12 protein-coding genes and 1 pseudogene are annotated in these 14,320 nt (G+C 72.3%); 6 read left to right on the top strand and 7 right to left on the bottom strand.

From position 1 onward, the window contains the following. Positions 1-255: 255 nt before the first annotated feature. Positions 256-1,263, top strand: a complete 1,008-nt coding sequence (locus tag ACIQ9G_RS24470) for a LuxR C-terminal-related transcriptional regulator (RefSeq protein ID WP_403613164.1) — start codon at positions 256-258, stop codon at positions 1,261-1,263. 213 nt (positions 1,264-1,476) lie between these two features. On the opposite strand, the pseudogene ACIQ9G_RS24465 reads toward ACIQ9G_RS24470, so the two are convergent. Continuing rightward, positions 1,477-1,688 (bottom strand): annotated as a pseudogene (locus ACIQ9G_RS24465) (acyl-CoA dehydrogenase family protein); the annotation flags it as partial. Positions 1,689-2,329: 641 nt separating this feature from the next. Here ACIQ9G_RS24465 and ACIQ9G_RS24460 point away from each other — a divergent pair. Beyond that, positions 2,330-2,749, top strand: coding sequence for a hypothetical protein (locus ACIQ9G_RS24460; RefSeq protein ID WP_403613162.1), 420 nt, complete (start codon positions 2,330-2,332; stop codon positions 2,747-2,749). A gap of 517 nt (positions 2,750-3,266) precedes the next feature. Here ACIQ9G_RS24460 and ACIQ9G_RS24455 read toward each other — a convergent pair. The 4 genes from ACIQ9G_RS24455 to ACIQ9G_RS24440 all read right to left on the bottom strand — a co-directional run bounded on the left by ACIQ9G_RS24455 (position 3,267) and on the right by ACIQ9G_RS24440 (position 7,534). After that, entirely contained in the window at positions 3,267-3,476 is a 210-nt protein-coding gene (locus ACIQ9G_RS24455) for a hypothetical protein (RefSeq protein ID WP_403613159.1), read from the bottom strand. A 415-nt stretch (positions 3,477-3,891) separates the two neighbouring features. Then, positions 3,892-5,268 (bottom strand): MFS transporter, encoded by a 1,377-nt coding sequence (locus ACIQ9G_RS24450; protein ID WP_403613157.1) that lies wholly within the window; start codon positions 5,266-5,268, stop codon positions 3,892-3,894. A gap of 202 nt (positions 5,269-5,470) precedes the next feature. Further along, entirely contained in the window at positions 5,471-6,661 is a 1,191-nt protein-coding gene (locus ACIQ9G_RS24445; protein WP_403613155.1) for an acyltransferase family protein, read from the bottom strand. A gap of 378 nt (positions 6,662-7,039) precedes the next feature. After that, positions 7,040-7,534 (bottom strand): DUF4234 domain-containing protein, encoded by a 495-nt coding sequence (locus ACIQ9G_RS24440; RefSeq protein WP_403613153.1) that lies wholly within the window; start codon positions 7,532-7,534, stop codon positions 7,040-7,042. 324 nt (positions 7,535-7,858) lie between these two features. Between ACIQ9G_RS24440 and ACIQ9G_RS24435 the strand changes: the two genes are divergently transcribed. Both ACIQ9G_RS24435 and ACIQ9G_RS24430 read left to right on the top strand, forming a co-directional pair. Then, positions 7,859-8,524, top strand: coding sequence for a hypothetical protein (locus ACIQ9G_RS24435; RefSeq protein WP_403613150.1), 666 nt, complete (start codon positions 7,859-7,861; stop codon positions 8,522-8,524). Positions 8,525-8,639: 115 nt separating this feature from the next. After that, complete coding sequence (locus ACIQ9G_RS24430; protein WP_403613148.1) at positions 8,640-9,581, top strand: slipin family protein; 942 nt, start codon at positions 8,640-8,642, stop codon at positions 9,579-9,581. Here ACIQ9G_RS24430 and ACIQ9G_RS24425 read toward each other — a convergent pair. After that, positions 9,526-10,716 (bottom strand): MFS transporter, encoded by a 1,191-nt coding sequence (locus tag ACIQ9G_RS24425; RefSeq protein ID WP_403613146.1) that lies wholly within the window; start codon positions 10,714-10,716, stop codon positions 9,526-9,528. The genes ACIQ9G_RS24430 and ACIQ9G_RS24425 overlap by 56 nt on opposite strands. A gap of 81 nt (positions 10,717-10,797) precedes the next feature. On the opposite strand from ACIQ9G_RS24425, the gene ACIQ9G_RS24420 reads away from it, so the two are divergent. Together ACIQ9G_RS24420 and ACIQ9G_RS24415 are read left to right on the top strand one after the other, a co-directional pair. Then, positions 10,798-11,847, top strand: coding sequence for an ArsR/SmtB family transcription factor (locus ACIQ9G_RS24420; protein ID WP_403613143.1), 1,050 nt, complete (start codon positions 10,798-10,800; stop codon positions 11,845-11,847). A gap of 9 nt (positions 11,848-11,856) precedes the next feature. Continuing rightward, a complete protein-coding gene (locus ACIQ9G_RS24415; protein WP_403613140.1) occupies positions 11,857-12,372 on the top strand; it encodes a glutathione peroxidase in 516 nt (171 codons plus the stop codon). 73 nt (positions 12,373-12,445) lie between these two features. Here ACIQ9G_RS24415 and ACIQ9G_RS24410 read toward each other — a convergent pair whose 3' ends face one another. Then, a complete protein-coding gene (locus ACIQ9G_RS24410) occupies positions 12,446-14,314 on the bottom strand; it encodes an MFS transporter (RefSeq protein WP_403613137.1) in 1,869 nt (622 codons plus the stop codon). Positions 14,315-14,320: the final 6 nt, after the last annotated feature.

The following is a 14,320-nucleotide window of genomic DNA, read 5'->3' as shown; positions in this document are numbered from 1 at the left end:
AAGCTTCACAACGCGGAACCGGCCGGATCTGAGGGTTGTGTCCGGCTTCTCTACGGCCGTCGGCGCAGCGTGCGTCGGGGGAGGCGCACTGGGGCCACGAGGAGCAGGACCAGCGGCGACGAGGTTAACCGCGGGGCGGTCCGTCCGCTCCTGTCCGAATTCGGCATGTCCGCTTTCGGCCAGCACGGTTGCGGCCCGTATGTGGCTGAAGCGACCTCTCTGGCCTCCTCCGGAGGGGGCCCGTATCGTGCGCGCATGCATTCGGCTCATAACCCTCCGCGTGGCCGGCCGTTGACAGCCTCCGAGGGGAGAGAGGCCTACCTGGCCATGATCGAGCGGATCACGGTGTCGGGAGTAAGAGACTCCACCGTCGAGAGAGAGGAACTCTCGTGCGCCTCAGCCGAGTTGACTCGATGGCTCAAGGACCGGCGGCTCCTGGACCCGAGCGGTGAGCGGCTCAGCTCTCCGGAACGGGCCCTGCGGCACATCGTCCTGGAGCACGGGCGCCGGCTGCAGGAGGCGGTCGAGGGGATCGGCCGTGACGCGCAGGCGCTGGAGGACGTCCTGTCCGTGCTGACGGCCCCACGGTCCGACCAGCGGGAAGCCGTGGAGATCGAGTACTTCACGGACCGCTCGCGCACCCGGCAGCGGCTGGAGGAACTGGACGCGGTCTCCCTGGAGGAGTTCCTCGCGATGCGCAACGGTTTCCCCGACGCGCGGATCCTGGAGGCCAGCCTCACCGGGGACCTGGACATGCTGGCGAACGGAATCCGGATGCGCATGCTGACGTCCCAGCAGGCCGTGCGATCACAGGCGTCGGCCCGCTATCTGAACGCGCTGATCGACGCCGGAGTCGAGGTGCGGGTCGCCCCTACGGTGCCGCTCCACATGAACATCCTGGACCGGGCGATCGTCATCATCGGGGCGGGACCGGGCCCGCAGGGTGAGGGCGGCGACGTCATCCTGCACAGCACGCCCGTCGCGCGGTGCTTCGTCAAGGTCTTCACCCACGCCTGGGATCTCGCGCGGCCGCATACCGACCGGCAGACCGGACGCGGGCGCACCGGGTTCGAACTGTCCGCGCAGGAACGCGAGGTACTGGCGCTGCTGGCCACCGGGGCCAAGGACGAGACCATCGCCCGCCGACTGGCCTGTTCGGACCGTACGCTGCGCCGCCTGATGAACCAGATCATGGAGAAACTCGGCACCTCCAGCCGGTTCGAGGCCGGAGTGACCGCCGCCCGCCTCGGCCTGGTGAGCTGAGGCGGCGCGTGCGGGGCCCGGACGGAACAACCGGCCCAGCATCCGGGCCGCGGAGGCGAAGTCCACTTCGACCAGCAGCCAGGCCGTGGCGCGGCCGCGCACCGAGGTGTTGGCGGCAGCCGGGCGCCCCCGCCGCGCTCGCGGCATGCACCACATGCGCCCCAGTTCGAGCGGGGAGCAACGGGGAGGGAACCGCCCTGGGGGCAAGGGCCTTCAGGCCGAGACCAGGGAACGCGCCACGATCAACCGCATGATCTCGTCGGCGCCTTCGAGGATCTGATGTGCCATCAGGTCTTGGACGATCTTCTCGATGCCGTACTCGGTCAGGTAGCCGTAGCCGCCGTGCAACTGGAGCGCGCGCCGTCGGCGGCCGAGGAGCCCGCGTCGGTCGCCACCCACTTGGCCATCGCGCAGAGGGTGACCGCGTTCGGGTGGGCTCGCATACACACCGCTGGCCGTCGCCTTCTTCGCCACCAGCCTGCTGGCCGCGCGCTGGACACCGCACCGGCGAGGGAAGGGGATTCCGAGAGGAGCGTCACGACCCTGACGTCGCTCGTGCGCGTCGCCGCGATCAGCAGGCCACCGACGAGCCGGCCCAGGACCGTCGACACGCCGATGGCCGGAACCCTCGCCTTCGAGGCGCTGTCCACGGGCTGCCCGACCGTGGCTGCCTACCTCTTCCGTGCGTATCTCACCGGACCACCGGGCATCGCGACCATCCCCCGAACAGAGGCATCCCGTCGTTACTGAAGCCATTGGGCCGTTCGACGGAATTCAAGACGGCGATATCGCCATCGGTTTCACGGACCGTCAGCTGCCTTTCTTCCTGCTCTCGGCCTTGATTCCAAGCCGGGACAGTGCCGGCACACGGCCCCCTCCCCGACATCAATGGCCCATACAAGGGAGAGTTACGGATATATCTGCGCTTTGTAACGCGAATCCTTTCCTCGGACTCGTGTCGCCGCGGCGGGCCACAGTGTGGGACCTCGGCACCGAGCCGGGAATTTCGGATCGCACACCCGGCCCCGGCCAGGGTCGGTGTGCACGAACGTGAGGTGACAGATTCATGTCTGTTTCTCGTACGACGGCCCGCCTGATCGCCACCTTCGTGGCTTCGGGCGCGCTCGTCGGAGCGGCCGCCATGCCGGCCCTGGCCGCCGGATCCGGCCATGACCGCGGCAGCGGGATGGGTTACTCGCAGAGCCACAGGAGCGACCACGACCGCCACTTCGGCGACCGGGACCGGGACCGCGACCGGGACCGCGACCGAGACCGAGACCGGGACCGGGACCGAGACCGCGACCGGCACCACGACCGGGACCGCGACCGGGGCCGGCACCACGACCGGGACTGGGACCACCGCTGGGGCCGGGACTGGGACCACCGCTGGGACCGGGACTGGGACCACCGCTGGGACCGGGGCTGGCACCACGGCTGGTACAACGACCGGCACTGGGGTCACGACCGCTACCCCGGCCGCCGCTAGCCCGCCTTGGCGGCGGGGCTGTGACGCGGAGGCCTCCACCCTCTGCCACCCGTCGTCATAGCCGGCACGGCCGCTGCACCCGTCCGGAGAGCCGAAGGCCGTTCCTTGCTGTCTTCGGCCCTCCGGGCCCAGGGAAGCCCAAGTACTGCCGCGCCGCGGCGCCCCGCGGTCCGGCGACGACGTGTCCGTCACGGCCAGGAGCGGCGGGGGTCTACGGGTGGCACTTCACGGAGCCGCCGCATCCGGGCCTGGACGCCGGGCGCCTGCTTCACGTCGGCACAACCGCGCGGTACCCGGCACGCCGGACCAGCGCCCAGAACCTGCGCGTGCGGATGCGCTGCCACTCCCGGGGCAACGCGGCCGACTCACAGTGCGGGAAGACGATTCCCCAACGATCAAGCCCCCTGCCGGCGGAGAACCGCGGGCAGGGGGCTTGTGCCGTGGTCGCCGATCGGCTGTCAGGCCGCCGGTCGGACCATCGGCGATCGCGTGGAGAGGAAGTCCCGCGATCCGGAGATCAGAAGGAGACCGTGATGCCGGCCTGGTGGTACTGGCTGACGGTGTCCAGGACCTCGTCCTTGGCCGCGCCGAACTGGGCCGCGAGGTCGGTGCTGCTGATCGCCGTGGGACCGGCGGCGATGCCGACCTGCGGGCTCAGGCCGCCGGAGACGGCGTCGAGGTCGGCGTCAGAGATCTCAAGGGTCTGAACCTGGGGAGCGGAGTTCATGATGAAACTGCCCTTCGTATGAATGGTCCACAAGGGGGAGCGGCCTGGGTGGGGACGGACGGTCGGCCGCTACCGCAGCGCGCGCCATCCGTTTCCGGACGCCTTGGCGCGATCCCGGCGGTGCGAAGGATCAAATCACGTGGCGTGCCAGGCATCCAGTCGTCCTCCGCTCCCGGAAGGACAGTTGAAACACTTGGCTTCTCATCCGTGAGCGCATGTACACGAATTGGGGGCAGCTTGTACACGAATTGGGGGCAGCTTCCCTACATCCAGCGCCGCACAGGCAATCGGCGGCTCTTGCCGCGGTGGCTTCGTCGCGGACAACTCGGCATCAACAGACCTCAATCGTGTTGCAGTTGCGCCTTCGCTGTGCAGATTCAGTTGCAGTACCCGTAGACGTGGCCGTCACCGCCCGTCAGCCGTCAAGTGCGCCGTCGTACGCCGTGGCCGAGCCTGCGGCTTCCGCCTCGCTCTCGGTGGCGTGTGCCGACGTCGCTGTCGCGGGGGGCGGGAGGACGGTGGCGGTGGGGAGTCCGCGGGACAGTCGCAGCACGCTGGCGCACGCGAGCAGGAGGAGAGTGCCGAGGACGGCCCAGAGCAGTGGGGCGGCGGCGGCGAGGAGCGCGGAGAATCCCACCGGGGCGAGTACGGCGGCGACGGCCCACGTCAGTTGGTATACAGCGAGGTAGCGTCCGCGGACGTGGGCGGGGGCGATCGCGGCGGCCAGGGCGGAGGACGGGGCGGTGTGCATCAGTTCGCCGGCCGTGTGGAGGAGCGTGGCGGCCACCAGACCGGCCACCTGCCACCCGCCGTGGGGCAGGCAGGCGACCGCGGCGTAGGCGGCGCAGGAGGTGACGAACACGGCGCCGCCCAGAGCTAGTGCGTGGGTGCGGCGGGACGTGGCCTGGAGCCGGCGTACGGGGAGCTGGCCCACGACGAGCAGGGTCGTGTTGAGCGTGTAGAGCAGGCCGAGGACGGCGGGGGGCGTGTCCAGGACGGTCACGGCGTAGACGGGCAGGGCGACCGGCAGGACGGAGTGCGCGAGGGTGAACGCCTGCTCGGCTCCGACCAGCGAGAGGAACGGCCGGTCGGACAGGACCGCCCGGTATCCGCCGGGCTTCCGCGGTGCGTTGCCGGTGCCTGTGCCGGTACGGGCACGGATGCCGGTACGGGCACGGACGCCGGTGCCGGTGGGCCGGGATGCGCTGGTCGGGCGGGGAGCGGCGAGGGCCAGGCATCCGGCGGCTCCGAGGAATGTGATCGCGTTGATGACGGCCATCGCTCCGAAGCCGTGGTCTCCGCCGAGGGTGAGAGCTGCCGCCGACAGCAGCCCGCCCAGGCCGAAGCCGACGTTGCGGGCCATGGCCGTCCAGGCGTAGAGCCGGTCGCGGTCCGCGCCATCGGCGATCGCGGCGGTGTGGCCGGCGGTGGCGGGGTAGTACGCGCGGTCGCCCAGGGCGATCAGGCCCGCCACGGCGATGAGCGCCGGGAAGCTCCCCACCAGGGGGTAGAGGGCGAAGCCGAGCGCCCGCACCAGATAGGTGCCGATCAGGACGGGGCGGGAACCGAACCGGTCCACGAGGATGCCCGCCAGGGGGTTCGCCGCGAGGCCGAAGGCCGCCGCGACGGTGACCCCGAGTCCTACGGCCGACGCCGGCAGGCCCGTCACCGCGCGGATGAACACCAAGGTCAGCGGTAGGTACAGGCCCGAGCCCAGTGCGTCGACGAACAACGCTACGAGGTAGGCCGTGCCTCCGGGGAGTCGGCGGGCCGGCCGGGAGGAGGCGCGCATGGCCCAACTGTCCACCGCAGGACACGTTTCCGCCTCGGGCGGTGGCCGTAGACGAAGGACGTGGCCCGTACCCCGATGGGCCTAGGACTCCGGAGGGTTCGGTCCGCGCCCGTCGTCAGCGCGGACGCCTGCTGCCGGCACGGCACCCCGGCGCGTGGTCGGCGGACGTCGGTGGCGCCCGGGTGGCGGCGGGAGCCGTGGGTCACGCCGCGCGGCCGAAGGTGCGCAGGCGGGTGAAGGAGGAGTCGAGGCCGCGCTTCAGCAGGCGCGCGGACGGCCGCTCCACGAGGTGATGGACCAGCCAGCTCAGGACCAGGAAGGCGGCGACGAGGAGGGCGAGCAGCAACCGGGCGTCCATGGTGTCGCGCAGGCGGCTGATCAGCGTCGTACCGGCGACGTAGTGCATCAGGTAGAGCGGGTAGGTCAGACAGCCCGCGGTGGCCAGCCACTTCCAGCGCACGCGGTCGGTGCGGCCGAGCGCGACGGCCACCATGAAGAGAAGGAACGCCGTGAAGATCAGCAGGGACCCTCGCCAGCTGGAGACCCCTTCGTACGCGACCCGCAGGCCCAGCTCCCGCTGGCCCATCAGCCATGCCATGGCGAGGATGCCCCAGAGCAGCAGGTCCTGGCCGAAGCGGTGCATGAGGTAGAGGGCCAGGCCGGCGACGAAGTACCAGGTGCTGCTCGGGTCGGCCACCAGCACGAGCAGCGGGAACTTGGAGACGGGGGCGAGCATCGCGGCCGCGCCCCACACGCAGCAGAACACGACGACCCTGCGGTAGGTCAGTCCCATGGCGACCACGACCGTGAAGAGCAGGTAGAACCGCAGCTCCGACCAGAGGGTCCAGTAGACGAGGTCCACGTTCGGCACGCCGGAGCCGGACTGCAGCATCGTGAGGTTGAGCAGGATGTCCCGCCCCTGCGGCCGCCGCCAGGCGCCCGGCAGGACGAGCAGGACGGTGACGGTGAAGGCCACGGCGACCCAGTAGGCCGGGTAGAGGCGGATCACCCGGGAGACGAAGAAGTCCTTCGGAGCGCGGCCCCAGCACGACATGCAGATCACGAAGCCGCTGATCACGAAGAAGATCTCCACGCCGATCCAGCCGAAGGACGCGAGGTGGAAGACCGTGGGCATGATCTCGGACACCGGCCGGCCCCAGATCGCGTTGCCCGGCTGATTCAGCCGCCGGGTGCCCGCGTAGTGGTGCAGGACGACCATGAGCGCCGCGATCAGGCGTATGCCGTCGATGACGTAGAGCCGGGGCCGGGTCCGTACGGCCACGCCCGCCTTCCGCATCGGTGCCGTCCACGGCGGCGGCTCGGCCACGGCGAGGCCGGGGCGCCCGAGCGCGTCACCGGCCGGGGGAAGCGGCTGCTGAAACCTGCTCCGCATCAGAACTGAGCCATCCTCACGAGGTGAACCGACGGGGGCCCGGGCCGGATGGCTCCGGACGGCTCACGCTACGTTCCCCGCGATCCCGCCAAACCGGGCGAACCATGACCATCCGCCTGTACGCCGGCCGAACTCCCGAAGACTCTCGCGGACACGCCACTCGGCGTTCTCCGCCGCTTCACCCGACGCGGACCGCCCTCACCCCGGTCGGCGCGGACCGTCCTGGCTCCACCCGACGCGGACCGCCCTCGCGCCGGCCGGCACCGGCTGCCCTCGGGCGCCCGACTCTCCCGGGCTCACCCGGCAAGGCAGGAGCCCCGGCCGCACGGGGGGAAGCGGCCGGGGCTCCTCTGGGGGAAAGGTCTCGCGATGGGAAGGTCAGGCGGCGAGGGGGACCTCGGTGCCCGGGGTGGCGGCCGGGTAGGCGTCGACGACCATGTTGAGCTGGCGCTGGATGTACCAGGTGTTCAGGCCGAAGACGAAGGCAAGCCAGGTGCTCGCGGCGGGGCTGCACGTCACCGGCAGGCCGGCCGCGCGCTGGGCGTTCGCGATGGCCTTGCCGGTGTTGTGGAACGAGATCAGCGGGGCGATCAGGGTCCAGCCCAGGAAGATCATGACGAGCAGGCTGCCCGCCGGGCTGAGGGCACGGCGCCGGTCGAACTCCTGCAGCTCCTTGTGGATCTTGTAGTACCAGACCAGCTGGTAGATCCCGAGGGTGATCAGCGGCAGGCCGAGCCACACCGCGACGGGGCCGCGGCGCTTCATGGCCAGGCCGGTCAGGCGGTGCGCGACAGGGGCGCCGGGCGCGACGGCGCCGGCGGCCGGGGCGGCGGCACTCTGGGCGGCCTGGGCGGTGGGCTGGATGTCGTCCATGTGGTCTGCTCCCAAGACTGGTGCTGATCTCAGCCGGAGCAGACTGGCAGGCAAGTCGTCGCGTTGTGAAGGTAGTTGTCGATTGAAGTGATTGTTTGTCACATGATCGTGATCAAGGCGGGACCATTTCGGGCAGACGCCCCGATCGGGACCGGGTGGCGACACCGCACCGACCGCGTGACCGGGGCACGCGGACGGCCGGCCAGGTGCGCCGTGCGGGCCATAATCGGCACGTGATCGTTTCACTGCGCGAGGTCCGCGGGACGCGTCCGGGGGCGAGTGGCCGCCGGGCGTCCGGGGGCCGTGGTCGGGAGGGCCGGACTGGTGGATGAGGAGCGCCGGCGGCTGCTGGTGGATGTGCTCGCGGTGGGCGCGCCGTACGGTCTGCTGCTGGCCGGCGGGCACGCGGTGCGGGCGCACGGCCTGGTGGACCGGCCGAGCCGGGACGTGGACGTCGCCACCGAGAGCGCGGTGGACACGCAGGACATCGTGGGCGCGCTGCTGCGCGGGCTGGAGGAGCGCGGCTGGGGGGTGCGGGCGCCGGAGACCGAGCCGCTGGGCGGGCGACTGGTCGTCAGCGATCCGGTCAGCGGTGCGGAGTGCGCGGTGCAGGTGCTCAAGGAGGTGCTGTGGCGGCCGCCGGCCGAGACCGGGTCGGGCCCGGCGCTCTCCCTGGAGGACCTCGTCGGGACCAGGGTGCGGGCGCTGGCCGAGCAGGGGCTCGCCGCCGACCTCGTCGACGTGCACGCCGCCGCGGACCGCTGGAGCCACCCGGAGCTGGAGGAACTCGGCCGCCGCCACGCCGGTGACGCCTTCGACCTCGCCGACCTCCAAGCCCGCCTCGACGGTACGGAGTTGATCGACGACCGGGAGTTCGCCGCCCACGGGCTCGACGACGCGGCCGTCGCCGGGCTTCGCCGGTGGGCCCAGGAGTGGGCGGACGACATCGGCGAGCGGCTGGCGGAGTCCGCGGCACCCGAGGACGAGTGACGGGCCGCCGCCGTCGCTTTCTTGACGAAGTCCTGACACTGGCGGCCGCATCCTTTCCGTCGTGCGTCATGTCCTCATCGGTGTCTCAGTCGACATCTGTGAGGAGTGGAGTGCCATGGAAGGCACCGTCGTCGCGGTCGTGGTGGTGGCCGTGCTGGCCCTGCTCGTGCTGCGCAGTGGGATGAAGGTGGTCAACCAGGTCGAGCGCGGGGTCGTGTTCCGCTTCGGCCGGGCGCGGCCGGGCTTCCGGCAGCCGGGCATCACCTTCCTGATCCCGTTCGCCGACCGGATGCGCAAGGTGAACGTGCAGGTGGCCACCATGCCGGTGCCCACGCAGGAGGGCATCACCAAGGACAACGTCTCGGTCAAGGTGGACGCCGTCGTGTACTTCCGGGTGACGGACCCGGTGCGGGCCGCCATCGAGGTGCAGGACTACGTCTTCGCCGTCGGCCAGGTCGCCCAGTCCTCGCTGCGGTCCATCATCGGCAAGAGCGACCTCGACGACCTCCTCACCGACCGGGAACGGCTGCACGAGGGGCTGGCCCTGATGATCGACAGCCCGGCCGCCGGGTGGGGCGTCCACATCGACCGCGTCGAGATCAAGGACGTACAGCTGCCCGAGTCCCTCAAGCGGTCCATGTCCCGGCAGGCGGAGGCCGAGCGGGAGCGGCGGGCGAGGGTCATCACCGCGGACGGCGAGTTCCAGGCCGCGCAGCAGCTCGCCAACGCCTCCCGGATCATGTCGGACACCCCGGAGGCCATGCAGCTGCGTCTGCTCCAGACGGTCGTGGAGGTCGCGGCCGAGAAGAACTCGACGCTCGTGATGCCCTTCCCGGTGGAGCTGCTGAGGTACTTCGACCGTGCCGCCCAGCACCTGGGCGGCGCGGCACCGGCTTCGGCGGGCTCCGCGCAGGAGGCCGCGGCGCCCGCGGTCCCCGCGCAGGAAGCGGTGGTGCCCGTGACGCCGCGGCCGGCCGCCGAGGGCCGGGAAGCGCCGGTCGCTACGGCGCCGGAGCCGGCCGTGGAGCAGGGGCCGGCGTCCGCCGAGCTGCCGTAGCCAGGGCCAGCGTCGCCCCGGCCGACGCCAGGGCCATCGCCGTCATCGCCACGGCGGGCGAGGTGAGTTGTGCCACCGAGCCCGCCAGCGCGGCGCTCACCCCCTGGAGCGTGAGCATCCCGGCCGAGTGCAACCCCAGGGCGTGGCTGCCGAGTTCGTCCGGGGTGAGCTCCATCAGCCGCTCCTGCTGCACCAGGCTCGCGCCGAAGCCGACGGAGGCCACCGCCACCAGGCAGGCGGCCACGGCGAGGGGCGGGTGCAGGCCGAACACCGCGTACGGGGCGGCCAGCAGCAACAGCAGCGGGGTGGCCAGGCGGCGGCGCCGCGCCGGCGGCAGCAGCCGGCCCACCGTCACGTCCCCCGCCAGCATCCCGAACGCCGCGCACGCGAACAGGGTGCCGGCCGCGCCGGGCGCGTACGACACGTAGAGCGACTCGCAGCCGACCACCAGGCCGTTGGGCAGCCACAGCCCGAGGTAGGTCAGACGGCGTGGACGGTGCGACCACAGGCGTGCGTTGGTGCGCCAGGTCGCCGACACCGATGGGCGGCCCTGGGACCGGGGCGGACGGCGGCCGAGACCCAGGCGGAACCCGGCGGCCGCGGCCGTGTAGAGCACGGCCGCCAGGGCGAGCGAGAGCCGCGGGGACAGGACCGCCACGAGCAGCCCGCCCGTCGCGTACCCGGCGATCTGCATGACCCCGTTCATCATGTTGAACACCGAACGCCCCAGCAGATAACCGTCCTTGGCCAGGATCTCGTTCAGCAGACCCCAGCGGACTCCCCCGCCCAGAGACGCGACCAGGCCCTCCACGAGGACGACGGCGAAGACCGCCCACAGCGGCAGGCGGGGCAGCGCCAGGAGCGCGGTGCCCGCCGCGAACGTCAGGGAGATGCCCGCCAGCGCCCGGCGCGGGGGCAGCCGGTCCGCGCCCGAGAGGAGGAGGGTCGCGCCGAGGACCTGGGCGAGCGACGGGCCGAACATGCTCACCGCGGACAGCAGCGGCGAGTGGGTCGACCGGTACACCAGCGTGCCGAGCGCCAGACCGCCCACCGTCTGGGCCACGGCCTGCGCGGAGGAGGAGAGGAAGAGCGGGGTGAACTCCCGCGTGCGGAAGAGGTCCTGGTAGCTGCGCATGGTGCGGAGTCTCGGCCGGGCCCGGCACCGGACGTTATTGTTTCGCGCGGGTGCGAAACGTCGTGTGACGCCGGGGGGCCGATGGGCTGGTGGCAGGTCAGCGCGGACACGCTCGCCGGCAGCCGTTTCGTGCTCTCCCCGCTCGCCGAGACCTTCGCGTGCCTGAAGCTGCTGCACGCGGGCGTGGGCGGGCACCCCGGTGAGCAGGCGTGGCTGCGCGCGCACCTGCCCGCCTACCGCCGGCGGCTGGCGCGCGATCCCGTCACCGCGTGGCTGGTGCGCGCCGGGCTGGGCCGGAGCTGGATCGCCGACTTCCTCACGCCCACCCCGGAGGACGCGGAGAGCTTCGAGGCCGGAGTCGCCCGGGTGCGCGCGGCCGACCCGGCGCGGGCCCGCGCGGACCTGCGGGTCTCGCTCGCCGAGCCGCCGCCCGCCGGCGCCGCCGAGCGGCTGGGGGAATCCCCGTGGCTGGCGCGGGACGACCTGCCCGAGCGTGCGGCCCGGCTCCTGGAGTACGTCTGGGCCGACGCCGTACGCCCGGACTGGGACCGGCGGCGGCGCGTCCTGGAGGCCGACGTGGTGGCGCGGACCGCGCAGGTGAGCCGAGGCGGCTGGGCCGCCGTGCTGGACGCGCTGCGGCCCGGGACGCGCTGGCTGGGCGAGAGCCGGCTCCAGGTCAACGCGCACGAGTACCCGCCGCGCGAGATCTCCGGCGCCCGGCTCGTCTTCGTGCCGGTCACCCCGCAGACCGGCTGGGTGTCCTGGGAGGAGCCGCGCCGCTACGCCGTCGTCTACCCGTGCGCGGGCGCCCTCGCCGACGGCGGCGGGCGGCGGGCCCGCGTGCCCACGGCGCTCGGCGCGCTGCTGGGTCCCGGCCGGGCCCGGGTGCTGGTGCTGCTCGACTCCCCGCTCAGCACGACCCAGCTGACCGCCGTCACCGGACAGGCCCTCGGCTCCGTCGGCCGCCACCTGAAGGTGCTCCTGGACGCGGGCCTGGTGGAACGCCGCCGTGCGGGCCGCTCTGTCCTGTACGTCCGCACCGGCGCGGGCCAGGTCCTCGTGGCCACCGCGGGGGCACGGGGTGAGCGGGACGGCGGGGCGGCGCGTGGACGCCCGGACGGGCGGGGTTAGCATCCGGCCATGACCACTGCAGACAGCAACGGCGCCGCACCCCTCGAGGTGGAGATCGGCGCCCTCCAGGGCGGGTCGGCGGACCTGAAGAGGTACGCGGGACGGCCCGTCCTCGTCGTGAACGTGGCGTCCAAGTGCGGCCTGACCCCGCAGTACGCGGGCCTGGAGCGGCTGCACGAGCGGTACGCCGCGCAGGGCTTCACCGTGCTCGGGGTGCCGTGCAACCAGTTCCTCGGGCAGGAGCCGGGCGGCGCCGAGGAGATCGCCGAGTTCTGCTCGGCCACGTACGGCGTCACCTTCCCCATGACCGAGAAGGTCGAGGTCAACGGGGCCGGGCGGCACGCGCTCTACGACCGTCTGGTGGGCTTCGCCGACGCGGAGGGGCACAGCGGGGACATCCGCTGGAACTTCGAGAAGTTCCTGATCGGGCGGGACGGCCGGGTCGCCGCCCGCTTCTCCCCGCAGACCGACCCGGAGGCCGCCGAGGTCGTCACGGCCGTCGAGGCGCAGCTCGGCCGGTCTTAGGGCCGGTCCGGATCGGGCGGTGGCACGGCTCGGGCCGTAAGCGGATCGAGCCGTGCCACGGCTCACCCGGGCGTCACCTCAGTTCCTCGGGGCACGGGGTGCCCCGGGGCAGCTGGTACGGCGCTGCCAGACGGTAGGTGCCCGCCTTCGGCGCCAGCAGTTCCGTCCATCGGTCGCCCTTGGCGTCCTGCTCGGTCTCCCGCAGGCAGCCGTTGACGTTGACGTACGTCTTCGGCGCGCCCTCGGGCCGGTGCCGGGAGGCCACGGTCTCCTGGGGCGGCTTGAGGCTCTTGCCCTCGGAGTCCACCAGGCTCAGCCAGGGCGAGTACGGGATGCGGATGAGGATGCGGCCCGCGTGGCGCACCTCGATGGTCAGTTCGCCCTGCTCGGCGCGGTCGACGACGGCGCCGGGCTCGGCGAGCGGCGCCGGGTCGGTCACCCGGAACAGCTGCCAGTTGGCGTCGCCCCAGATCTGCGTGAGGTACGGCATACCCCGCTGCACAAGCGTGCGTTCGCGTTCGCCGCCGTCGCCGTCCGGTTCGCCCTTGGGCAGCACCACGTAGTGGACGGCCCAGCGCTGGAGCCACTCGTGGTAGTTCGCGGAGTTGAGGGTGTCGTCGTAGAAGAGCGGGTTGCGCTCCATGTCGGCCTGGCGGTTCCAGCCGCGGGCCAGGTTGACGTACGGCGCGAGCGCGGAGGCCTCGCGGTGGGAGCGGGCCGGGACCACCTCGACGCGGCCCTTCTCCGCGCCGACCTGCTGCAACTGGTGGACGAGCGGCGCCAGCTCGCGCGCCCAGGAGGCGACGGGGGTGGTGTGGACGATGTCGTCGACCGACTTGAAGCCGATCCAGCCGACGAATCCGGCGAAGGCCACCGCGAGGGCGTACCAGGTGCGGGAGCGCGGGACGGCGAAGGGCAGGGCCGCCACCAGGACCACCCCGGCGAACAGCATCGACAGCCGGGTGATGTTCGAGCCGATCTGGGAGCTGACGAGCCAGACCAGGACGACCGACAGGCCGTACACCCCGGCCGTCAGACGGACCGTCGTCCACTCCTCGGGGACCAGGACGACACACAGGATCGAGTAGAACAGGGGCAGGAGCACCGAGGCGAACGTCATGGGCTGGGTGCCCGAGAAGGGGAACAGCCAGGCCGACACGGCGACGACCGCGGCGGGCGCCAGTCCCAGCGCCCAGGCGCCCGGCCGGCGCTTCTGCAGGAACAGCGCCACGGCCACCAGGCCCACGAACAGCCCGGCGACGGGTGAGGACATGGTGGCGAGCGCGGCCAGCGGGGCCGCCACCAGCGCCTTCGCCCAGCGCTTGTAGCGCCAGCGGTACGGCCAGCAGAAGACGGCCGCGACCGCGCCCAGCGCGAACGTCGTGCCCAGGCCGAAGGTGACCCGGCCGGACACCGCGTTGCACAGCAGCCCGAAGACCCCGGCCAGCGCGGCCCACAGCGGATTGCGCACCGAGCGGCTGCGGATGAGGACCATCGTGAGCAGGCCCGCCGACACCGTCCCCGCGATCATCATGGTCGTACGGACGCCGAGGACGGACATCAGATACGGCGACACCACGCTGTACGACACCGGGTGCATCCCGCCGTACCAGGCGAGGTTGTACGCCGAGTCGGGGTGGCGGCCGACGAACTCGGCCCAGGCGTCCTGTGCCGCGAGGTCGCCGCCGCTGTTGGCGAAGGTGAAGAACCAGACGACGTGGAGCAGGCCCGAGAGGGCGGTGACGGACAGCGCGGGGTGCCGCAGCATCCGCTCCCGGACGGCCAGGACGCCGGTGCTGCCCCAGGACCCCCGGGGCGTACGGCCGTTCGGGTGAACGGGGCCGTGGTCACCGTCCGTGCCTGTCGTGGACAGGCGTATTCGCGGGCCGGTCTCCGGGCCCGGATCGGCGTCGTCGGCGCGTGTCGGCTCCGCAGTGGCCACCTGAAG

This window comes from Streptomyces sp. NPDC096152 (assembly GCF_044763235.1).
Taxonomy (GTDB): Bacteria; Actinomycetota; Actinomycetes; order Streptomycetales; family Streptomycetaceae; genus Streptomyces.
The sequence above is the reverse complement of the archived record's forward strand: the minus strand, read 5'-3'. Positions and strand labels throughout refer to the sequence as shown.